This window comes from Burkholderia sp. Bp8984 (assembly GCF_003853755.1).
In the GTDB taxonomy this organism is placed as follows: Bacteria; Pseudomonadota; Gammaproteobacteria; order Burkholderiales; family Burkholderiaceae; genus Burkholderia.
This window is the reverse complement of the sequence record NZ_QTQN01000002.1, coordinates 230,072-251,828: the sequence shown is the minus strand read 5'-3', so window position 1 is coordinate 251,828 and position 21,757 is coordinate 230,072. Positions and strand designations below refer to the sequence as shown.

23 protein-coding genes and 1 pseudogene are annotated in these 21,757 nt (G+C 68.8%); 14 read left to right on the top strand and 10 right to left on the bottom strand.

Going from position 1 to position 21,757, the window contains the following annotated elements; translation table 11 throughout:
- The first annotated feature begins 5 nt into the window (after positions 1-5).
- Positions 6-443 carry a type II toxin-antitoxin system RatA family toxin gene (locus DID98_RS03300; RefSeq protein WP_044843759.1) on the top strand — a complete coding sequence of 146 codons (438 nt, stop codon included), beginning with the start codon at positions 6-8 and terminating at the stop codon, positions 441-443.
- Between the two features lie 4 nt (positions 444-447).
- The gene (locus DID98_RS03295) at positions 448-771 is read left to right on the top strand and encodes an RnfH family protein (RefSeq protein ID WP_124520012.1); all 324 of its coding nucleotides are present in this window, start codon (positions 448-450) and stop codon (positions 769-771) included.
- 63 nt (positions 772-834) lie between these two features.
- On the opposite strand, the gene DID98_RS03290 is transcribed toward DID98_RS03295, so the two are convergent.
- From DID98_RS03290 to DID98_RS03280, 3 genes are all read right to left on the bottom strand, one after another.
- A complete protein-coding gene (locus tag DID98_RS03290) occupies positions 835-1,818 on the bottom strand; it encodes a DMT family transporter (RefSeq protein ID WP_124570232.1) in 984 nt (327 codons plus the stop codon).
- A 181-nt stretch (positions 1,819-1,999) separates the two neighbouring features.
- Positions 2,000-2,683: a glutamine cyclotransferase gene (locus DID98_RS03285; protein WP_124570231.1), complete on the bottom strand. Its 684-nt coding sequence runs from the start codon at positions 2,681-2,683 to the stop codon at positions 2,000-2,002.
- A gap of 30 nt (positions 2,684-2,713) precedes the next feature.
- Entirely contained in the window at positions 2,714-3,934 is a 1,221-nt protein-coding gene (locus tag DID98_RS03280; RefSeq protein WP_124520213.1) for a helix-turn-helix domain-containing protein, read from the bottom strand.
- 113 nt (positions 3,935-4,047) lie between these two features.
- Here DID98_RS03280 and DID98_RS03275 point away from each other — a divergent pair, with 113 nt between their 5' ends.
- The 5 genes from DID98_RS03275 (at position 4,048) to guaA (ending at position 9,758) form a co-directional block, all read left to right on the top strand.
- Positions 4,048-4,812, top strand: a complete 765-nt coding sequence (locus DID98_RS03275) for a DUF899 domain-containing protein (protein ID WP_124570230.1) — start codon at positions 4,048-4,050, stop codon at positions 4,810-4,812.
- A 30-nt stretch (positions 4,813-4,842) separates the two neighbouring features.
- Positions 4,843-5,670, top strand: coding sequence for a DUF2182 domain-containing protein (locus DID98_RS03270; protein ID WP_124570229.1), 828 nt, complete (start codon positions 4,843-4,845; stop codon positions 5,668-5,670).
- 276 nt (positions 5,671-5,946) lie between these two features.
- Positions 5,947-7,407 carry an IMP dehydrogenase gene (gene guaB, locus DID98_RS03265; protein WP_059464274.1) on the top strand — a complete coding sequence of 487 codons (1,461 nt, stop codon included), beginning with the start codon at positions 5,947-5,949 and terminating at the stop codon, positions 7,405-7,407.
- A gap of 6 nt (positions 7,408-7,413) precedes the next feature.
- Complete coding sequence (locus DID98_RS03260; RefSeq protein WP_124570228.1) at positions 7,414-8,031, top strand: hypothetical protein; 618 nt, start codon at positions 7,414-7,416, stop codon at positions 8,029-8,031.
- Between the two features lie 107 nt (positions 8,032-8,138).
- Positions 8,139-9,758: a glutamine-hydrolyzing GMP synthase gene (guaA, locus tag DID98_RS03255; RefSeq protein ID WP_124520026.1), complete on the top strand. Its 1,620-nt coding sequence runs from the start codon at positions 8,139-8,141 to the stop codon at positions 9,756-9,758.
- Positions 9,759-9,974: 216 nt separating this feature from the next.
- Here the strand turns inward: guaA and DID98_RS03250 are convergent, their stop codons facing one another.
- Complete coding sequence (locus tag DID98_RS03250) at positions 9,975-10,628, bottom strand: DJ-1/PfpI family protein (RefSeq protein ID WP_124570227.1); 654 nt, start codon at positions 10,626-10,628, stop codon at positions 9,975-9,977.
- 108 nt (positions 10,629-10,736) lie between these two features.
- Here DID98_RS03250 and DID98_RS03245 point away from each other — a divergent pair, with 108 nt between their 5' ends.
- Complete coding sequence (locus tag DID98_RS03245; RefSeq protein WP_124570226.1) at positions 10,737-11,291, top strand: TetR/AcrR family transcriptional regulator; 555 nt, start codon at positions 10,737-10,739, stop codon at positions 11,289-11,291.
- Between the two features lie 137 nt (positions 11,292-11,428).
- Here DID98_RS03245 and DID98_RS03240 read toward each other — a convergent pair.
- The 6 genes and pseudogenes from DID98_RS03240 to DID98_RS03215 form a co-directional block, all read right to left on the bottom strand.
- Positions 11,429-11,740: pseudogene (locus DID98_RS03240) on the bottom strand (acetyltransferase); the annotation flags it as partial.
- Positions 11,741-12,082, bottom strand: coding sequence for a gamma-butyrobetaine hydroxylase-like domain-containing protein (locus DID98_RS03235; RefSeq protein WP_124570224.1), 342 nt, complete (start codon positions 12,080-12,082; stop codon positions 11,741-11,743).
- On the bottom strand, positions 12,079-13,041 hold the full coding sequence (locus tag DID98_RS03230; RefSeq protein WP_124520032.1) for a HEAT repeat domain-containing protein: 963 nt from the start codon (positions 13,039-13,041) through the stop codon (positions 12,079-12,081). Before DID98_RS03230 ends, DID98_RS03235 begins: the two co-directional genes overlap by 4 nt.
- Positions 13,042-13,079: 38 nt before the next feature.
- Positions 13,080-13,325: a ferredoxin family protein gene (locus tag DID98_RS03225; RefSeq protein ID WP_006755644.1), complete on the bottom strand. Its 246-nt coding sequence runs from the start codon at positions 13,323-13,325 to the stop codon at positions 13,080-13,082.
- Positions 13,326-13,342: 17 nt separating this feature from the next.
- Positions 13,343-15,082: a fumarate reductase/succinate dehydrogenase flavoprotein subunit gene (locus DID98_RS03220; protein ID WP_124486206.1), complete on the bottom strand. Its 1,740-nt coding sequence runs from the start codon at positions 15,080-15,082 to the stop codon at positions 13,343-13,345.
- Positions 15,079-15,849, bottom strand: a complete 771-nt coding sequence (locus DID98_RS03215; protein ID WP_124486207.1) for a GntR family transcriptional regulator — start codon at positions 15,847-15,849, stop codon at positions 15,079-15,081. Before DID98_RS03215 ends, DID98_RS03220 begins: the two co-directional genes overlap by 4 nt.
- Before the next feature lie 335 nt (positions 15,850-16,184).
- Between DID98_RS03215 and DID98_RS03210 the strand changes: the two genes are divergently transcribed.
- From DID98_RS03210 to DID98_RS03185, 6 genes are all read left to right on the top strand, one after another.
- Positions 16,185-16,586: a DnaJ family domain-containing protein gene (locus DID98_RS03210; protein ID WP_044843744.1), complete on the top strand. Its 402-nt coding sequence runs from the start codon at positions 16,185-16,187 to the stop codon at positions 16,584-16,586.
- Positions 16,583-17,164, top strand: coding sequence for a tRNA adenosine(34) deaminase TadA (tadA, locus tag DID98_RS03205; protein WP_052664610.1), 582 nt, complete (start codon positions 16,583-16,585; stop codon positions 17,162-17,164). Before DID98_RS03210 ends, tadA begins: the two co-directional genes overlap by 4 nt.
- A gap of 106 nt (positions 17,165-17,270) precedes the next feature.
- Positions 17,271-18,209: a muramoyltetrapeptide carboxypeptidase gene (ldcA, locus tag DID98_RS03200; RefSeq protein WP_124570223.1), complete on the top strand. Its 939-nt coding sequence runs from the start codon at positions 17,271-17,273 to the stop codon at positions 18,207-18,209.
- A gap of 308 nt (positions 18,210-18,517) precedes the next feature.
- Entirely contained in the window at positions 18,518-19,222 is a 705-nt protein-coding gene (locus DID98_RS03195; protein WP_044843742.1) for a GntR family transcriptional regulator, read from the top strand.
- A gap of 149 nt (positions 19,223-19,371) precedes the next feature.
- Complete coding sequence (locus DID98_RS03190) at positions 19,372-20,856, top strand: NCS1 family nucleobase:cation symporter-1 (RefSeq protein ID WP_124486209.1); 1,485 nt, start codon at positions 19,372-19,374, stop codon at positions 20,854-20,856.
- Between the two features lie 10 nt (positions 20,857-20,866).
- Positions 20,867-21,703 (top strand): aspartate/glutamate racemase family protein, encoded by an 837-nt coding sequence (locus DID98_RS03185; protein ID WP_124486210.1) that lies wholly within the window; start codon positions 20,867-20,869, stop codon positions 21,701-21,703.
- Positions 21,704-21,757 lie beyond the last annotated feature (54 nt).

Below are 21,757 nucleotides of genomic sequence, written 5' to 3'. Positions count from 1 at the left end.
GATTTATGGCAGATGTCCAGAAAACCGTATTGATCCGTCATTCGGCGGAACAGATGTTCGACCTCGTCACCGACGTGGCCGATTACCCCAATTTCCTGCCCTGGTGCGGTGGCGTCGAGATTCGCCGTCAGGACGACAGCGGGATGGAAGCGCGCATCGACATCAACTTCAAGGGCATCAAGCAGCATTTCGCGACGCGCAACACGCAGCAGCGCCCGACGCGGATCGACATGGAGTTCGCGGACGGCCCGTTCCGGAAGTTCACGGGCTCGTGGCGCTTCATCCCGCTGCGCGCCGATGCATGCAAGATCGAATTCGCGCTGCACTACGAGTTCTCGAGCATCCTGCTCGAGAAGATCATCGGGCCGGTGTTCAGCCATATCGCGAACACGTTCGTCGATTCGTTCGTCAAGCGCGCCGACCAGCGCTACGGGAAGGGGTGACGCGATGCTGTCGATCGAAGTCTGCTACGCGCTGCCGGATCGCCAGACGCTGATTCCGGTGTCGCTGCCCGAAGGCGCGACCGTGCGCGCGGCGATCGACGCGAGCGGCGTGCTCGCGCTGCACCCGGAAATCGACCTCGCGCACACGAAAACCGGCATATTCGGCAAGCTCGCGCCGCTCGACGCGCCGCTCGCCGACCACGACCGCGTCGAGATCTACCGCCCGTTGATCGTCGATCCGAAGCTCGCGCGTCAGCGGCGCGTCGACAAGACCCGCCGCGAGGGCTCCGTCGAGGGCCGCAAGTGGATGCACAAGGACGCGCGCTGACGCGTCGCGTCGGCGTTGCTGCATCTTCTCCGTTCCGATTCGTCAGACCAGGCGCGGCGGCGCTCAGTGCGCCGTGACGTTCGCGTTCACGGCCGCGCTGCCGGGCATGTTGCCGCCCGCATGCGTGTCGTTGTGCCGGCGCACCGACCCGTAGACGCCCGCCAGCAGCAGGGCGAGCGCCACGATCTCGAGTACGCGCGGCATCCGCTGATCGTAGACGAACGCATAGAGCATCGCGAACACGGTTTCGAACACGATCAGCTGGCCGGACAGCGTGAGCGGCAGCCGCTTCGACGCCGCGTTCCACAGTCCGTTGCCGAGCCACGACGCGCCGATCGCAAGCACGAGGTTCAGCAGCCAGAACAGGTGCCAGCGCGATGCCGGAACGGCGGCCTGCACCGTGCCGGCCGGCAGCGCGAGGATCGCGAGCCAGCAGAGGCCGCCGATCAGCCCCGTCACGACACCCCACAGCACCGACCACTCGTTGCCGCCGAAATGAGGGTGGCGCTGCAGGTAGCGCGTGTTCGCGACCGCGTACCAGGTCCAGCTCGCGAGCGCGCCGCTTGCGCACGCGATGCCCGCGAGCTTCTGGCCGAGCGTCGTCGCCTGCGCGGCTTCCGACGTGAAGAGGTCGACGTTGATGCAGACGATGCCGGCGATCACCAGCGCGAGCGGGGCGGCGAGGCGCCGCAGCGGCATCGCGCCGTGGTCGCCGACGCCCGCGAGCGTGACGGTCACGGGCAGCACGCCGACGATCAGCGAGCTGGGTGCGATGCCGATCAGGTGCACGGCACCGGACAGCAGCATGTAGTACGCAACGTTGCCGATCAGCGCGAGCTTCGCGAGCGCGACGAGGTCCTCGCGGGTCAGCCGGGCGAGCAGCGAGCGGGCGGCCGGCAGGGCCGCCGCCAGCGACACGAGGCCGTACATCGCATAGCGGCCCGCGCTCAGCAGCAGCGGCGAGAAGTCGGTCATCAGCCGCGGCACGAGAAAGACCATGCCCCACAACGCGCCCGCGAGGACGCCATACACCACACCGCGCTGCATCGACTGCTCCGAACGAAAGACTGACGAGCGCGCATCTTAACGACGGCGGCGCGACCGCGTCTTGTTCATTCCTGCACTCGGGAGCGGGACGTGGGAAGGATCGGCTGCAAGCGCCGCCGCGACCCGGTCCTGTTTGACCGGGGGCTGCGGTGGGTCGCGTTGCCCTTCGACGATCAACCGATCAGCGCTCGACCGGCTCGGCCGCCGCAGCACTGTCGCCCGCCGCGGCTGCACGCGCGGGGCGGCGCACGGTGCGCAGCTTGCCGCTGTTGCCGCCGCCGCAGTAGAAGAGGTCGCGGCCGTCGGACTCCAGCCCCGACACGCCGACGCCGGGCGGCATGTCGACCTGTTCGAGCACTTGCCCGGTGCGCGGGTCGATCCGCCGCAACGCGCTCTCGTCCGCTTCCCAGGTGCCGTGCCACAGCTCGCCGTCGACCCACGTCACGCCGGTGACGAAGCGGTTCGATTCGATCGTGCGCAGCACGGCGCCCGATTGCGGATCCACCTGATGAATCTTGCGTTCGCGGTACTGGCCGACCCACAGCGTGCCTTCCGCCCAGGCCAGCCCCGAATCGGCGCCGCCGCCGGGCGCGGGGATCGTCGCGAGCACGCGGCCGGAGTCGGGATCGATCTTCTCGATACGGTCCTCGACGATCTGGAACAGGTGGCGCCCGTCGAACGCGGTGCCTGCGTGCGCGGCGACGTCGAGTGCGCGCACGGTCGTGCCGCGTTCCGGGTCGAGCGCGTTCAGCTTGTCGCCGGACGCGAACCACACGTGCCGCCCGTCGAACGTGACGCCGTGTACGCCGTCGACGCCCGGAAACGGGCCGTATTCGCGGAGGATGTCTGCGGTGGAGCGTTTCATGTTTGTCACCTCGTCGTTGGTATCCCCATCCTAGTCGCCCGGCAGCGGCGCGGGGAGTAACAAGGTCGTCGCGAATCCGGGCAGCGGCGGCGTCATCCAGCGGCGCGCGCGACCGCGGCCGACCGCCTGCACCTTGTCCGCTTCGGCGAGCGCATCGAGCGCGCGCTGCACGGTGCGCGGGTTCACGCCGAGTGCGAGCGCCAGCGCGGAGCTCGACCACGCCTCGCCGTCCGCGAGCAGCGCGAGCACGGCCGCGTGGCGGTCGTCGACCGGACGCGCGAGCACGACGGCCTCGTGCGGGCCGAGCGGTTCGAGCGCGAAGCCGCTCGGCGTCGCAGTGATGTTCGCGAGCGGCCGCAGCACCGCGCGCAAGCGGCCGATCTCGACGCGCAGGCGGGCGCGATGCGATTCGTCCGCATGTCTCGCGCGAAACGCCGCGGCGACGAGCGTGTTTCTCGACACGTCGCCGGGCCACGCCTCGCCCAGTGCGCGGGCGAGCACGAACAGCACCGGGCGGCGTGCGAGCGACACGGTCGTGCGCGCGTCGCGCACCGCGTGGCGGCATGCATCGACGACCAGCGCGTTCGATGCCAGCAGCGCCTCGACCTCGTCGAGCAGCACGAGCCGCGACGCACCGCGCGCGATGAGTCGCGCGGCCGGCGTATCGAGCATGCGGGCGGCCGTGTCGACTTCGGCCGTCAGCGCGGCGATGCCGGCGTCCCGTGCGGCCGCGCGCGCACGGGCGAGCGCCAGGCGCGCCGCGTGCGGGCGGATGCGGCGCATCGCGATGCCGGCCGCGATCAGTTCATGAGCTGCGCGCGATGCGGCGGGCAGCGGTGCGGGATCGAGGCTCGCGAGCCGCTGTTCGGCATCCCCGACGTGCCCGATCAGCAGCAGCCGGCGCACGCCGAGATAGCGCGCATGCGCGGCGTTCGTGCGGTCGCCGTGTGCGTCGAGCGTCGCGCAGGCGGCGTCGAGGGCGCGCGACGGCCAGCCGAGGTCGCGTGACGCCAGCGCGATCTCGGCCTCCGCGACGACGCAGCGCGCCCGCGCGACGGCTTCCTTCGCGCCGAACGCGCGAGCCGCGCTGCGCACGAGCGCGCGTGCGCGCTCGAAATCGCCGAGCTGGGCCATCGCGATTCCGCGCAACGCGAGCGCCGGTGCGTCGTCGCGCAACGCGACGCGGTTCAGCGCGCCGAGCGGGTCGCCCGCCGCGAGCGCCCGCGCGGCGGCCGTGATCAGCGAATCCATCCGAATCCCGACACAGTTGTCACTCCCTCCGGTTCGACGCCCGGTCCTAATCTAGCACCACGCACACGGCAGATGCGCCGTGCCCGGATATCCATCGAAAGGAGGAACCCGTAATGACGAACCATCTCACCGGAACGCGCGACGAATGGCTGGCTGCGCGCCGCGCGCTGCTCGATGCGGAAAAGGCGCTGACCCGGCAGGGCGACGAACTCGCGCGGCGGCGCCAGGCGCTGCCGTGGGTGCGCGTCGACAAGGCCTACCGGTTCGACACCGAACGCGGCCCGGCGACGCTCGACGATCTGTTCGGCGGCCGCTCGCAACTGCTCGTCTATCACTTCATGTTCGGCCCCGACTACAAGGCCGGCTGCCCGTCGTGCTCGGCGCTCGCCGACGGCTTCGACGGTTTCGCGGTCCACCTCGCGAACCACGACGTGACGCTCGCGGCGGTGTCGCGCGCGCCGCTTGCGAAGCTGCTGGCATACCGGCAGCGGATGGGCTGGCACTTTCCGTGGGCGTCGTCGGACGGCGGCGAGTTCAACTTTGACTTCAACGTGTCGTTCACCGAAGCGCAGCAGCGCGCCGGCGACGTCGAATACAACTATGCGCGCGCCGCCCACGCGATGGACATGGACCCGCCGCCCGCCGCGCTCGCCCAGTTCGCGGCGACGTGCGGCACCGACGCCGCGACGTACGCGCGCGACCGGCCGGGGATGAGCGCGTTCGTACGCGAGGACGGCATCGTCTATCACACGTATTCGACGTACGCGCGCGGGCTCGACGGGCTGTGGGGGATGTACCAGTGGCTCGATCGCGCGCCGCTCGGGCGCAACGAGACGGGCGTGTGGTGGCGCCGTCATGACGAGTACGCACGCGGTTGAGCGCGGCCCGGCGAGCCGCGGGAGCGGGCGATGAGCACGGCGACGAAACGGGCTGTTGCTGCTGCCGCGGGCGGCGGCCGGCGGGTGTTCGGCGCCGCGCTCGTCGCGGTATGGGCCGCCGCGATCTGGGCGACGCTCGCGCAGCACGCATCGATGGACGCGATGGGCGGCATGCCGATGGCCGGCGGCTGGACGCTGTCGGCCGGGTGGCTCAGGCCGTGCGGATGGCAGGCTGGGCGCGCGTTCGCCGCATTCGCCGGGATGTGGGGCGCGATGACGGTGACGATGATGCTGCCGGTGCTGGCGCCGGTGCTCTGGCGATGTCGGCAACGTCTCGGCGCGGCGGACGACGCGCGTGCGGCATGGTTCGTCGCGGTCGCGGGCACCGCGTATTTCTCCGTGTGGATGGCGCTCGGCGCGCTGGTGTTTCCGGTCGGCACTGCATGGGCGGCGGCCGCCGCGCGGCTGCCCGCGCTCGCCGCCACGGTGCCGTTCGCGGCTGGCGCGATCGTGCTCGGCGCGGGCGTGCTGCAGTTTTCCGGCTGGAAGGCGCGCCGGCTCGCTTGCTGCCGGCATGCGCCGGACGACGCATGCGCGCCGCGGGCGGCAGCCCGGGCTGCGGTCGCGTGGCGGTACGGCGTGCGTACCGCGCTACGGTGCGGTGCCTGCTGCGGGAACCTGATGGCCGTCGCACTGGCGGCCGGCATGATGGACCTGCGCGTGATGGCCGTCGTGACCGTGGCGGTCGCCGCCGAGCGGCTGGCGCCGGCCGGCGTTCGCGTCGCGCGGATCGTCGGCGGGGTCGCGATCGGCGCCGGCGCGGCGATGATCGCGTGGGCCGCGGCCGGGCTGGCCTAGCGGCGCCCGGGGCTGCCGGCGCGCGTCGAACGGGGCCGGCGCAGGCGCCGTCGGCAGGTCCGGCGTCGTGCGGCAACGGCGGGCGATCGGCCCGATTCCGGCCGGCTGCGCGAATGGGCCGATGCGGGGGTGAAACGAAAGGCGATCGAAAACGAACCGAACGGCGATCCGAACGATTCGGCCCCCGGGCGCCTGAAGGCGGCTAACCCGTTGTTCGTGTTGTGAAAATTCGCAGCGCTTCGCGTATAATTCGCTTTTGCGCCCATAGGATTTGCCATGCGTCTGATCCAAAAAGCACTCACTTTCGATGATGTGCTCCTCGTTCCCGCCTTTTCCGACGTTCTCCCGCGCGACACCAGCCTGAAGACCAAGCTGACCCGCAACATCTCCCTGAACATGCCGCTCGTGTCCGCCGCGATGGACACGGTCACCGAAGGTCGCCTCGCGATCGCGATGGCGCAGCAGGGTGGTGTGGGCATCGTCCACAAGAACCTCACGCCGGCCGAGCAGGCTCGCGAAGTCGCGAAGGTCAAGCGTTTCGAATCGGGCGTCGTGCGCGACCCGATCACGGTTCCGCCGCAGATGAAGGTGCGCGACGTGATCGCGCTGTCGCGTCAGCATGGCATCTCGGGCTTCCCGGTCGTCGAAGGCCCGCAGCTCGTCGGCATCGTCACGAACCGCGACCTGCGTTTCGAATCGCGCCTCGACGAACCGGTCAAGTCGATCATGACGCCGCGCGAGCGTCTCGTCACCGTCAAGGAAGGCACGCCGCTCGCCGAAGCGAAGGCGCTGATGCACAGCCACCGCCTCGAGCGCGTGCTGGTCGTCAACGACGCGTTCGAACTGCGCGGCCTGATGACCGTGAAGGACATCACGAAGCAGACCGAACACCCGGATGCGTGCAAGGACGAACACGGCAAGCTGCGCGCAGGCGCGGCGGTCGGCGTCGGCCCGGACAACGAAGAGCGCGTCGAGCTGCTGGTGCAGGCCGGCGTCGACGTGATCGTCGTCGATACCGCGCACGGCCACAGCAAGGGCGTGCTCGAGCGCGTGCGCTGGGTCAAGCAGAACTTCCCGCACGTCGAGGTGATCGGCGGCAACATCGCGACGGCCGCCGCCGCGAAGGCGCTCGTCGAATACGGCGCGGACGCGGTCAAGGTCGGTATCGGCCCGGGCTCGATCTGCACGACGCGGATCGTCGCGGGCGTCGGCGTGCCGCAGATCAGCGCGATCGCGAACGTCGCGGAAGCGCTGAAGGGCACCGGCGTGCCGTGCATCGCCGACGGCGGCGTGCGTTTCTCGGGCGACGTGTCGAAGGCCCTCGCGGCCGGCGCGAACGCGGTGATGATGGGCAGCATGTTCGCGGGTACCGAAGAGGCGCCGGGTGACGTGTTCCTGTACCAGGGCCGCCAGTACAAGTCGTACCGCGGCATGGGTTCGGTCGGCGCGATGAAGGACGGCGCGGCGGACCGCTACTTCCAGGACAACTCGGCGAACATCGACAAGCTCGTGCCGGAAGGCATCGAGGGCCGCGTCGCGTACAAGGGTTCGGTCAACGCGATCCTGTTCCAGCTGGTCGGCGGCGTGCGCGCGAGCATGGGCTACTGCGGTTGCCGCACGATCGACGAACTGCACGACAAGGCCGAATTCGTCCAGATCACCGCGGCGGGCATGCGCGAGTCGCACGTGCACGACGTGCAGATCACGAAGGAAGCACCGAACTACCACGTGGACTGATCGCCGATGAAACCGCTGCTGCGAGCCGTGCTGATCGTCGATGCCGTGCTGCTGCTGGCGTTCGGCGTGCTGTTCGTGCTGACGCCCTGGCAGGCGCTGTTCAACGCGCTGCAGCTGGCGAACATCCAGCCGGCGATGCTCGGCCAGGCGTTCGGCATCGCGCTGCTCGGCCTCGCGTGGCTCGCGTTTCATGCGGCGCTCAACGGTGATCTCACGGCGCCCGTCGCACGTGCGGTCGGCCATGTGAACTGGCTGATCGGCGTGCTGGCGGTCGTGTGGTCGTTCGGCACCGGCAACGGTCCCGCACTCGCGGCCGCTGGCCGCGTGTTGTCGGCGATGGCCGGGGTCGCGCTGATCTTGCTGGGCCTCGGTGGCGTGCGGCTGGCATCGACCGTGCGGCGGCGCGAGAAGGCGGAAAGGGTGGAACGGGCGCAGGCGCCCGACACCCGGGACGCGAAGCGCCCGGCCGAATCAGCGGTGGCCTCCGCGCCGCGGCAGCGGGTCGAACCGGTCGTCAGCCGTCCGGCGGCGCCCTCGGCGCCGGCCGCGGCCACCACGTCGGCCGCATCCGACCGCGCGTCAGGCAGCGTCGCATTCGACGCCCGCCCGCCGTTGCAGGATTGACCGGCGATGCGTCGCGCGAGCCGCCTGCCGCCCGACGCCGCTGTCCATGCTTTTGACGCAGCGCTTCGTGCGCTGCTTTTCTTATTCTCTTCATCCCGTCCGCAGCCATGCACGACAAAATCCTGATTCTCGACTTCGGTTCGCAAGTCACCCAACTGATCGCGCGCCGCGTGCGCGAAGCGCACGTCTACTGCGAAATCCACCCGAACGACGTGTCCGACGACTTCGTCCGCGAGTTCGCGCCGAAGGCGGTGATCCTGTCGGGCAGCCACGCGAGCACGTACGAAGACCACCAGCTGCGCGCGCCGCAGGCCGTGTGGGATCTCGGCGTGCCGGTGCTCGGCATTTGCTACGGCATGCAGACGATGGCCGTGCAGCTCGGCGGCAAGGTCGAGTGGAGCGACCATCGCGAATTCGGCTATGCGGAAATGCGCGCGCACGGCCATACGCGCCTGCTCGACGGCATCGAGGATTTCAAGACGGACGAAGGCCACGGGATGCTGAAGGTCTGGATGAGCCACGGCGACAAGGTTGCCGAGCTGCCGCCGGGCTTCGCGCTGATGGCGTCGACGCCGAGCTGCCCGATCGCCGGCATGGCCGACGAGGCGCGAGGCTACTACGCGGTGCAGTTCCACCCGGAAGTCACGCACACGGTGAAGGGCCGCCAGATCATCGAACGCTTCGTGCTGCAGATCGCCGGCGCGAAGCCCGACTGGATCATGAAGAACCACATCGAGGAAGCCGTCGCGAAGATTCGCGAGCAGGTCGGTGACGAGGAAGTGATTCTCGGCCTGTCGGGCGGCGTCGATTCGAGCGTCGCGGCCGCGCTGATCCACCGCGCGATCGGCGACCAGCTGACCTGCGTGTTCGTCGACCACGGCCTGCTGCGCCTGAACGAAGGCAAGATGGTGCTCGACATGTTCGAGGGCCGCCTGCATGCGAAGGTCGTGCACGTCGACGCATCCGAGCAGTTCCTCGGCCACCTGGCCGGCGTGACCGATCCGGAAGCGAAGCGCAAGATCATCGGCCGCGAGTTCGTCGAGGTGTTCCAGGCCGAGGCGAAGAAGCTGTCGAAGGCGAAGTGGCTCGCACAGGGCACGATCTATCCGGACGTGGTCGAATCGGGCGGCACGAAGACCAAGAAGGCGACGACGATCAAGAGCCACCACAACGTCGGCGGCCTGCCGGAAACGCTCGGCCTGAAGCTGCTCGAGCCGCTGCGCGACCTGTTCAAGGACGAAGTGCGCGAACTCGGCGTCGCGCTTGGCCTGCCGCCGGAGATGGTGTACCGCCATCCGTTCCCGGGCCCGGGCCTCGGCGTGCGGATTCTCGGCGAAGTGAAGCGCGAATACGCGGACCTGCTGCGTCGCGCGGATGCGATCTTCATCGAGGAGTTGCGCGGCACGACCGCCACCGCGCAGGACGCGGCAGCGGGCCTGTGTGGCGAGGCCGACGTCGGCAAGACCTGGTACGACCTGACGAGCCAGGCGTTCGCGGTGTTCCTGCCGGTGAAGTCGGTCGGCGTGATGGGCGATGGCCGCACGTACGACTACGTGACGTCGCTGCGCGCGGTGCAGACCACCGACTTCATGACCGCGCACTGGGCGCACCTGCCGTACGCGCTGCTCGGCCGTGCGTCGAACCGGATCATCAACGAGGTGCGCGGGATCAACCGCGTGGTGTACGACATCTCGGGCAAGCCGCCGGCGACGATCGAGTGGGAGTGAGCGTCGGCGTCGAGGCGTGCCTCGATGACCGATAGCGGCATCGGATGATGCGCAACGCCCGGCAGGGGAACCTGCCGGGCGTTGTCGTTTGTGCGGTTGGCGGCCGTGATTCGATGGTCGCCGGCGCGCAGTGTTTTCCTTGGCTGCATGCCAGGTCCGGGCACCGAGGTGCGGGACAGCCCGGCCACTACAAGCGACGCGTCTGCATGTCGCGCGCTAGAGCAGCCGACGACCGCCGGCATCGATCATCCTGATCGAGCCCGAAGTCTGCCCCTGTCCTTGTCGAATGCTGAATTCGATGATGTCCTCGTAGAGTTCCCGTTGTCCGGCGGGCAGGACCGGCAGCAACGTCTCGCGCCGCTTGTCCGCATCGAACATCGATTCCACGAGCCATCCCGTCAGATAGAGCGCCGCCACGCAGCCGCCCGCCGTCGCAACATTGCCGTGGCACACGAGCGGCTGGTCCGGCACATGCAGCCCGCGATCCGTCAGCCCGTGTCGCGCGTCGGGGTGCGTCGTTGCGCGACGGTCCGGCAAAAGCCCGAGCCGCTCCAGGACGAAGGCGCCCGCGCAGATCGATCCGATGTATTGGCGCGCCGGATCGAGATCGAACGACGGCAGGAAATCCGGGCTCGCGAGCGCGGCCGGGATGCCCAGCCTGCCGCTCGAGAACAGCACGGCGTCGGCGCGATTGACTTCCTCGAGCGGGCCGTGCACGGGGATGGCCAGACCATGCGCGGAACGCAGCAGCGGCTGCGCGCCGAGAATCCGGACACGCCAGTCCGCGGTGTTGCGGCCGAGGATGTCCCACATCAGGAACAGGTCGATGTCGGTGAACTGGTCGAATGCGACGAGAGCGATGTCTTTCAACGTGAACTCCGTGAGTCGTGGCGCCTTGCCGGAAGCGGTGGCGGCCGTGATAGAGTTCGCAGCCTATCTGCCCATGCCGCGCCATACACAGCCTGTATGGCGATACCGATGCGCACACTGACTCGAAACGACTGGATCGCCGCGGGCTTCGATGTCCTCGACGGGGAAGGGTATGCGGGGATTTCGGCCGAGCGTCTCGCACGACGGCTGAACGTGACCCGCGGCTCGTTCTATCACCACTTCCGGAATCGGGAGGATTTCGTCAGGACGTTGCTGACCGCGTGGGAGGACGACTACACGGCACGCATGCTCGCCTACGCGGCGGACGGCCACGGCGCGGGCGACACGCTGATGCGTTACCTGCGCATCGCGGCGGAGAAGCGACCGGGGCGCGAAGTGGCGATCCGCGCCTGGGCATTGCAGGACGCGCTGGTCGCGGAATTCCAGCAGCGCGTCGATGCCACGCGTCTCGCATTCGCGCTCGAGATGTCCCGTCGGTGGGTTCGCATGCCGGGCGAAGCCGAGATCGTCGGGCAGATCGCGCACCTGTGTCTGATCGGCGGCCAGCAGGCCGGACTGCGGCGCGATGCGGAGCGGTTCAACCACTTCATGCAGCGTGCGTTCGCGGTCGCCGAGCGCATCCTGCCACGCCGACGCGCGTAGCGGTGCGATGCCCGTGCTGCACGGATGGCTCGCGTATCGCAGAGTAGAAGGCGGGCGGGTGCTCCGTTGTAGCGTCGGTGGAAAGCGCGGCTTTCGATGCAGCGCAAAGGCGATGTCACGCGCTGTCCCGATCCTGCTCAGTCTTGCCCGCCACTACGATAACGAAGGTGAATCAGCGGATAAGGGCGCCCTTGTCCATCGCGCGCCGATCGTCCGCAGCGCTCGAATCCGAGCCGTTCGTAGAATCCCGCCGCCGCTTCGTTCTGCTCGTTGACGTCTGTCGACAGGTCGGGATGGCGTCCGAGGGCCGCTTCGACCAGCCGCCGCCCGACACCCGCGCCGTGGTGCGCGGGATCGACGAACAGCGCTTCCATGTGACTGCCGTCGAGCAGCATGAAGCCGACCGGACGATCGTGCTCGTCGACGGCCAGATCGAGCTTCGCCGACGGTCAGTTCGCGGGATGGCCGGATGCGGGCACGTCGGGCGCTGCGACGCCCGCATCCGTCTCGTCTGCGCCGAGTTCCGCCAGAAACGGCCACGGATAGATGCCGCGCGCGTGACCGTCGCCGAACAGCAGGCGGATGCCGTAACCGGCCGCTTCCACGCCGTCCAGCGTCAGGTCGGGTGGCGCGTCGACCTGCCCGCCATCGAGTCGGATCTTCCGGCATGCGGCGCATGGGCAAGCGCTGCGCAAGCGCGCATAGCCGATGCGCTGCGTGTCGGCGTCCGGCCAGCACAGCGTCAATGCGCGGGCCGCATGATCGAGCAGGATCTCGGTCGGCGGCGTCATCGTGCATCTTCCCCGATCTGAGCGATCGCGATCCGCACGGCCTTGCGTACTTCGGGATCGCGATCGTCGAGCGCGTCGTGCAGCGCGGGCAGCGTCGCGGGATCGCGCAGTTCGCCGAGCGCGAGCGCGGCCTCCTTGCGCAGGTTGCTGATCGCGTGCGACAGCAGCGCGGCGACGGCCTGCGCCGCGGCGGCGTCGCGCAATTGCCCGAGTGCGCGCACCGCACGCAAGCGCACTTGCCAGTAATCGTCGTCGAGCGAGGCGACGAGCGGTGCGCGCGCGGCCGCGACACGCAGCTTGCCGAGCGTCGCGGCCGCTTCCTCGCGGACCTGCCATTCGGCGTCGCGCAGCGCCGCCAGCAAGGCGGTGACGACGGCCGTGTCGGCGGACGCCGCGAATCCGACCGCGCCGACCGCGATACGCCGTACGTCCGCATGCGTGTCGGTCGTGGCGATGCGTGCGAGCGGCGCCAGCGCGCGGGCGTCCTTGAGCCAGCCGAGCACGGCGACGGCCTCGGCGCGCACGGCCGACGCCGGCGCGTCGAGTGCGCGCAGCGCCGGCGCGAACGCGTCGGGGTCGCGCAGTTCACGCAGCGCGCGCAGCACGGCGCCGCGCACGAACGGTTCGGCGTGCTCGACCCAGCGGCACAGCGCGGCGCCGGATGCGACGTCCTTCAGTTCGGACAGGCTGTGTGCGGCGGTCGCGCGCACGTCGTCGTCCGGATCGAGCAGCGCGCGGCACAGCGCGTCGACGACGTCGGGCTGCTCCCAGGCGGCGAGCACACGCGCGGCTTCGCCGCGCACGTCGGCGGACGGATCGTCGCGCAGCGCGGCTACGAAGATCGGCACGAGATCGGGATCCTCGAGATCGGCGAGTTCGAGCAGCGCGATCCGGCGCACCGATGCATCGGGTGCGGCAACGCGCGCGACGAGCGCGGCATGGTCGGAAGCAGGTTTCATGTGTCGTGAGTCCGGTAGTGGGGAAGCGGCGCGCCAGGTCAGCGCAACAGGTACGGAATGTCGACCTTGACCGCGCCGGTCGGGCAGTCGCGTTCGCACGGCATGCAGTACCAGCATTCGTCGAACTGCATGTAGGCCTTGCCCTTGGTCACGTCGATTGCGAGCAGGTCGAGCGGGCACACGTCGACGCAGACGGTGCAGCCCTTGTCGGCGATGCAGCGGTCCTCGTCGATCGTCACGGGCGCGCTGCTGCGCAGGAAGATGTCGTGCGGGGTATGGGGCACGGTAAGGCTCCTCGGAGTCAGAGGGCGGCCGCGTGTGCGGCCGGTTCGCGGATGCGCAGGTGCGCGTAGGCGCTGCGTTCGTCGTCGGCGAGCGGCACGACGTAGGGTTCGACCGGTCGTTTCTCGCTGCGCATCGTGCCGTCGGCACCCTTGCGCAGCCACGTGTGGCAGAACCACTCGGCATCGTTGCGATGCGGAAAGTCGACGCGATGGTGGTACAGCCCCCAGCGGCTCTCGGTGCGGAACAGCGACGCGCGCGCGGCCATTTCGGCGCAGTCGCGGATCGCGCGCACTTCGGCCGCGCGCATCAGTTCATGCGGGTGGCTCGCCTTGATTTCTTCGATATCCTCAGTAATGCCGTCAAAACGTTGCAGCCCGATCTCCATCTTGCGCGTCACCTTCGGCGGTTGCAGGTAATCGTTCACCATGCGGCGCAGCTTGTATTCGACCTGCGCCGGCGCGAGGCCGCGCTCGCGCGTGAGCGGCGCAAGCACGCGGGCGCGTTCGGCGGCGACCTGTTCGTCGTCCACCGGCGCGTGAGCGCGGCCGGCCACGTAGTCGGCCGCGTTCTGTCCGGCGAACCAGCCGTAGGTGAATGCGCCGAGCATGTAGTTGTGCGGGACCGCCGCCATGTCGCCGGCCGCGTAGAGCCCCGGCACGGTCGTTTCCGCGCGGGCGTTCACGTAGACGCCGGATGCGCTGTGGCCGCTGCAGAAGCCGATCTCGGAGATGTGCATCTCGACCATCTGGCGCCGGTAGTCGGTGCCGCGCCCCGCGTGAAAGCGGCCGCGGCTCGGCCGCTCGTTGGTGTGCAGGATCTGCTCGATGGTCTGGATCGTTTCTTCCGCGAGATGGTCGAGCTTCAGGAACACCGGGCCGTTGCCGCTTTGCAGTTCCTGGTAGAACTCCCACATCATCTGGCCGCTCCAGTAGTCGCACTCGATGAAGCGCTCGCCCTTGCCGTTCGCGGTGAAGCCGCCGAGCGGGCCCGTCACGTATGCGCAGGCCGGGCCGTTGTAGTCCTTGATCAGCGGATTGATCTGGAAGCACTCGAGGTTCGCGAGCGCCGCGCCCGCGTGGTACGCCATCGCGTAGCCGTCGCCCGCATTGGTCGGGTTCTCGTAGGTGCCCATCAGGTAGCCGGACGCCGGCAGGCCGAGCCGGCCGGCCGCGCCGCAGCACAGGATCACGGCCTTCGCGCGGATCACGTGGAACTCGGCCGTGCGGCAGTCGAAGCCGAGCACGCCGCTCGCGCGGCCCTGCGCGTCGGTCAGCACGCGCGTCGCGACGGTCCGGTTCGTGATCGCGATGCGCGCGCGCTTCAGCTGCCGGTACAGCACCTTCTTGATGTCGTGGCCTTCCGGCATCGGCAGCACGTACGAACCCATGTGGTGGACCTTCTTCACCGCGTAGTCACCGGTGCCGTCCTTCTCGAACTTCACGCCCCAGCGGTCGAGCTGCTCGATCGTCGCAAAGCTGTGCGTCGCATACGCGTACACGGCTTCCTGATCGACGATCCCGTCGTTGGCGATCGTGATCTCGCGCGTGTACTGCTCGGGTGTCGCGTGGCCCGGGATCACCGCGTTGTTCAGCCCGTCCATCCCCATCGAGATCGCGCCGCTGCGCTTCACATTGGCCTTCTCCAGCAGCAGCACGCGCAGCGACGGGTCGCGCTCCTTCGCCTTGATCGCCGCCATCGGGCCGGCCGTGCCGCCGCCGACCACGACGATGTCGTATTCGAGTACATGGGTATTCATTGAGGATTCCTTGCAGGTTGGCGGGTCTTCTGCCGGTCGATGCGCAGCCGGTACTGGAAGGCGTCGCCGCGGAAGTACAGGTGTTCGTAGTCGATCGGCGTGCCCGACGCGTCGTGCGTCAGGCGCTCGATCCGCAGCACGGGGCTGCTTTCCTCGACGCGCAGCGCGTCGACGATTTCATCGTCGGCGAGGATCGCGTCGATCGACACGTCGGCGTGGCCGAGCGGCACGCCGCAGTCGTTCTCGAGGATCAGGAAGATGTCGCGGGTCGCGAGATCGGCGCCGGCGAGCCGCTTGCCGAGCGCCTCGGGCACCCACGTCTGCTCGAGCGACACCGGCTCGCGGTTCAGCAGCCGCACGCGGTGGATCTCGATGAGCGGCGCGCCTTCGGGCACGTTCAGCTTCGTCGCGAGGTGCCGATCGGCCTTCACGGTGCGAAAGCTGCGCAGCTGGTTGACGATCTCGTAGCCCATCGACGACATCGCCTCGGCGAAGCCCTGCAGCGACGTCACGTTCTGGAACGCCTTCGGCTTCGACACGAACGTGCCCTTGCCGTGCAGCTTGAACAGCAGGCCTTCCTTCTGCAGGTCGCCGAGTGCCTGGCGCACCGTGATGCGACTCACGTCGAACATCGCGCAGAGTTCGTGCTCGGACGGCATCCGGCTGTGTGGTGCATAGGTGCCGTCGAGGATGCGCGTGCGCAGCGTGTCCTTGATCTGCACGTAGAGCGGCGCCGCCGACAGCGGCACGACGTTGGGTGGGGTCATCGGTCAACTTGTTATGACAAGATGGCTCGAGTGTAGTGAGCGCGCTCGCGCGTCCCAACCAACTATTTCTGATTTCGACTTTCCGATTCCGGAAAAGCGGGGCGGCGGCGACCCGCGCGAAAATAAAAAAATAGGGCGCGACACGGCCCGAGCAAACGGCGCCGAATCCGCGCGGAGCCTGCTGCGGCGCAGCACAGCGGCAAGTCGCGGCGATCGGCACGCATGCGCGCCGATTCGGCCCCTAAAAAACACAATATCGAGCATGCGTTCGAAGGGCCTGTCATACGCACGTCACCCTGCTAGAATTCGGCTGCCGCATTTGTTCCGATTGACTGATGAGATTGCTTGACGCACTGGTCGAACAACGCATTGCCGCCGCCGCCGCGCGGGGCGAGTTCGACGATTTGCCGGGTACCGGCGCGCCGCAGGCGCTGGATGACGACCTGCTCGTACCCGAGGAGGTGCGGGTGGCCAACCGTATCCTGAAGAATGCGGGCTTCGTGCCGCCGGCCGTCGAGCAACTGCGCGCGCTGCGCAACCTGCAGGACGAACTGCAGGCGGTCAGCGACCGCGCCGCGCGCTGCCGGCTGCAGGCGAAGATCCTCGCCCTCGACATGGCGCTCGAATCGCTGCGCGGCGGCCCGATGGTGATGCCGCGCGACTATTGCCGGCGCATCGCGGAACGTCTGTGCGAGCGCGGGCTCGACGACGCGCCCGCCGAAGCGGGGCCGATGTGAGCGCCGACGCGCTGCCCGACGCGGCAGCCGGACCGGCTGTCGTTCCCGATGCTCCCGTTCCCGAAGCCGCGCCGGTGTCGGCGCGCGACCTGCATTTCATGCGGCTCGCGCAGGCTGCCGCCGAAGAGGCGCGCGCGGCCGGCGAAGTGCCGGTCGGCGCGGTGCTCGTGCGCGGCGACGAAGTGATCGCACGCGGCTTCAACCATCCGATCGGCGGGCACGACCCGTCGGCCCACGCGGAAATGGCCGCGCTGCGCATGGCCGCGCAGCATCTGCAGAATTACCGAATGCCCGGCTGCGAGCTGTACGTGACGCTCGAGCCGTGCCTGATGTGCGCGGGCGCGATCATGCACGCGCGCATCGCGCGGGTCGTCTACGGCGCCGCCGACCCGAAGACGGGCGCGTGCGGCAGCGTGATCGACGCGTTCGCGAATCCGCAGCTCAATCACCATACCGACGTGACCGGCGGCGTGCTCGCCGACGAGTGCGGCGCCGCGCTGAAATCGTTCTTCGCGGAGCGCCGTCGCGCGCTGCGGGAGGCACGACTCGCCCGCGACGCCGCATCCGGCGCGTCATAGCGCGCCCGCCGTGCCCGTCGCCCGGAGCGGGCGGGCCGCGCAGTTCCGTGAACCGGAGACGGTTCGGACCCTCTAAGCAGGTTTGACGATCCCGATATCTTTCGCCATGTCCTTCCAGCCCGCCGCGTCCTACACCATCCGCCTGCTGGCGCCGTCCGGTTATCCGCACGACCCCGATGCGATCAACCGCGCGCTCGAGCGCTTGAGCGGCGCGCAGCAGCGCATCGAGAACATCGAGGCGACGCAGCGTCGCTTTCAGCGCTTCGGCGGCACCGACGGCGAGCGGGCCGGCGACCTGAACCGTCTCGCGGATCCGGAGCGCGCGCTGCCGGATATCGCGCTCGCGGTGCGCGGCGGCTACGGCGCCGCGCGCATCCTGCACGGGCTCGACTATCGCGGGCTCGAGCGTCGGCTGCGCGACCAGCCGATCGCGCTCGTCGGCCACAGCGACTTCACCGCGATCCAGCTCGCGCTGTACGCGAAGGCGCGCATCAAGACCTTCGGCGGCCCGATGCTGTCGGCCGACTTCGGCGCGGAAACGCCGAGCGATTTCACGATGCAGCACTTCTGGCGGACGCTGTCGCAGCCGACCACGACGATCGTCACCGAGGCGCCGCAAGTGCAGACCGTGAACGTTACGGGCACGCTGTGGGGCGGCAATCTCGCGATCCTCACGTCGCTCGTCGGCACGCCGTACATGCCCGACATCGAGGGCGGCATCCTGTTCATCGAGGACGTGAACGAGCAGCCGTTCCGGATCGAACGGATGATCTACCAGCTGCACCTGTCGGGGCTGCTCGCGCGCCAGCAGGCGCTCGTGCTCGGCCAGTTCACGGGCGCGCGGCCGTTCGAGTACGACAACGGCTACGACATGCAGGCGATGATCGACCAGGTGCGCGCGGTGATCGGCATTCCGGTCGTCACTGGGCTGCAGTTCGGTCACGTGCCCGACCTGCTGACGCTGCCGTTCGGCGCGCAGGCGCAGCTCGTCGCGAATGCGCACGGTTTCCGGCTCACGCTGTCGGACTATCCGCATCTCGGCTGAGGCCGGCAGGGACCATCGAAAGGCGGGGTTTCCCGCCTTTTTCTTTAAGTAAATGTGCAACTAACGGTCGGAAATTTTCATCGCCGCCGATCGGGTTGGTGTCGTGGCGCGCACCATTTTTGTCAACAAAATGGCCGGGAGGGTATACACCGTGAGCCGCCATGGGCAAACGCGAGAGGCTTGTCGTGCCTGGATATCGGGCACAGCGCACCGCTCTGGCACAGGCCGATGCACACCGATTGTGCGCATTCTCCGAAAAGAATTGTTGACAATCTTTATGTCCGTCCTAGGATGAGGACCATCACACGATGCAGAACATGAACGACTCCGCTACCCATCCGTCCGGCGCCGCCGGTCCCGAAGCGATCGCCGAGCGGATCCGCACCGCGATCCTCGAGCATCGGCTCGCGCCCGGCGCGAAGCTGACGGAGGCGCAGCTCTGCGACGTGTTCGGCGTGAAGCGTGGGACGATCCGCCAGGCACTTTCGCAGCTCGCCGCCGACAAGCTGGTCGATCTCGAGCCGAACCGCGGTGCGTTCGTCGCGAGCCCGACGCTGCAGGATGTGCACGAGGTGTTCGAGATGCGCCGGATCATCGAGCTGGCCGTCGTCGAGCGGCTCGCGACGGGGCCGGGCGCGAAGCGGTTGAAGGGCGTCGCCGCGCTGATCGACAAGGAACGCAAGGCGTTCGAGCGGCACGACTTCGCGGCGTGGATCCGCCTGTCGGGCGAATTCCATACGGCGCTCGCGGCGCTGACGGGCAACGCGACGCTCTGCGAGTGCCTCGACGGGCTCGTCGCACGCTCGACGCTGATGTCGGCGCTGTACGAATCGCACGGGCGCAGCCCGTGTTCGTGCGACGACCATGACGAGATCCTGACCGCGCTGGAAGCGGGCGATTCGAAGCGGGCGGTGACGCTGATGGCGCACCACCTGCAGCATGTCGAACTGAAGATGCTGGACCGGCCCGCGCAAGGGCAGGTCGATTTGCGCGAAGTGTTCGGCGGCGCCTGAGCGGCGACGCGAACCCGGCCGCGCGCCACACGACGAGAGCAATGCAGGCCGGCGGTTCGTGCCGCCGGCCGCCAGTCCGACTCCGGACGACGATCCGGAGCGATATCGATGACGGTGGAGCGGCTGCCAGGCCGCGTCAAGGAGAAGTCATGGCTCAGTTCAGTGTGGCGCACGACAGTGCGTATCCGGCGGAAGAAGGCGGCGAGGGCGGCGGCCCCGTGTTGCCGGACGGTTACAGCGAACGTTTGTACAACGAAGATTTGGCACCACTAAAGAATCAGACGTGGGGCTCGTACAACATCTTCGCGTTCTGGATGTCGGACGTGCACAGCGTCGGCGGCTACGTGTTCGCGGGCAGCCTGTTCGCGCTCGGGCTGACGAGCTGGCAGGTGCTGATCGCGCTGATCGTCGGCATCACGATCGTGAACCGGCTGTGCAACCTGATCGCGCGGCCGAGCCAGCAGATCGGCGTGCCGTATCCGGTCGCGTGCCGCGCGACCTTCGGCGTGCTCGGCGCGAACGTGCCGGCCGTGATCCGCGGGCTGATCGCGATCGCGTGGTACGGCATCCAGACCTATCTCGCGTCCAGCGCACTGGTGATCGTCGTGCTGAAGTTCTTTCCGCAATGGCTGCCGTACGCGGACGTCCATCGCTACGGCTTCCTCGGGCTGTCGGCGGTCGGCTGGGCCGGCTTCATGCTGCTGTGGGTGCTGCAGGCGCTCGTGTTCTGGAACGGGATGGAGACGATCAAGAAGTTCATCGACTTCGCGGGCCCGGCCGTCTACGTCGTGATGTTCATTCTGGCCGGCTACATGGTGTGGCGCGCGGGCTGGCGCAACATCGGCCTCAACCTCGGCGGCGTCAAGTATCACGGCGCGGAAGTGATTCCGGTGATGATCACGGCCGTGTCGCTCGTCGTGTCGTACTTCTCCGGGCCGATGCTCAATTTCGGCGACTTCTCGCGCTATTGCCGCTCGTTCGGCGACGTGAAGCGCGGCAACTTCTGGGGGCTGCCGGTCAACTTCCTCGCGTTCTCGCTCGTCACGGTGATCACCACCGCCGCGACGCTGCCGGTGTTCGGCGAACTGATCACCGATCCCGTCGAGACGGTCGGCCGCATCGACCATCCGACCGCGGTGATCCTCGGCGCGCTGACCTTCACGATCGCGACGATCGGCATCAACATCGTCGCGAACTTCGTGTCGCCCGCGTTCGACTTCTCGAACGTCGCGCCGCGGCTGATCAGCTGGCGCGCGGGCGGGATGCTCGCGGCCGTCGCGTCGATCTTCATCACGCCGTGGAACCTGTTCAACAACCCGGCCGTGATCCACTACACGCTCGACGTGCTCGGCGCGTTCATCGGCCCGCTGTACGGCGTGCTGATCGCCGACTTCTACCTCGTCAAGCGCGGCCGGCTCGTGCGCGACGACCTGTACACGATGTCGGAGCGCGGCACCTACTGGTACACCGGCGGCGTGAACCGCCGCGCGCTCGCCGCGCTGCTGCCGGCCGCGGTGATCGCCGTCGTCTGCGTGATGGTGCCGGGCTGGCAGGCCGCCGCGAACTTCTCGTGGTTCATCGGCGCGGGGCTCGGCTTCGTGTTCTACCGGCTGCTCGCGAGCACGAAGGCCTGAGGAGCGCGCGATGAAGATCAAGCTGATCAATCCGAACACGACGCAGCGGATGACCGACGCGATGGGCCGCTGCGCGCGCGAAGTCGCGGCGGCAGGCACCGAGATCGTCGCGGTGAGCCCGCCGATGGGGCCGCCGTCGATCGAAGGCTATTACGACGAAGCGCTCGCGACGCCCGGGCTGCTCGCCGAGATCGCGCAGGGCGAGCGTGACGGCTGCGATGCGTACGTGATCGCGTGTTTCGGCGATCCGGGCCTGTATGCGGCGCGCGAACTCGCGCGCGGGCCGGTGATCGGGATCGCCGAGGCGGCGATGCACGCGGCGAGCGTGCTCGCGCCGGGCTTCTCGGTCGTCACGACGCTCGCGCGCACTTGCGGGATGGCATGGCATCTCGCCGAGCGCTACGGGATGAAGCGGTTCTGCCGCAACGTGCGGGCGACCGACGTCGCGGTGCTCGAGCTCGACCGGCCCGGTTCGGCCGCGCGGCGGATCATCGTCGACGAATGCCGGCGCGCGCTCGACGAGGACGGTGCCGACGCGATCGTCCTCGGCTGTGCCGGGATGGCCGAATTCGCGCACGAGATCGAGCAGCAGATCGGCGCGCCGGTCGTGGAAGGTGTCACGGCAGCCGTCAAGTGGGCCGAGGCGCTCGTCGCGCTGCGCCTCGCGACCGCGAAGCGCGGCGACTATGCGCGGCCGCTGCCGAAGCGCTACGACGGCGAATTCGCGCATTTCAGCCCGCCGGAGGGCGCCTCGTCGGCCACGCCGGCCGCCGCCGGGGCGCGCAGCGGAAGCGCCGCACCGGAACCGGTCCCGACTTTGCCGCAACCGCACATACACGCCGTCTGACCTGCACTATCTGCGCCGCTGTATGGGCGCGTATGAACCTTTTCGCTACACTGG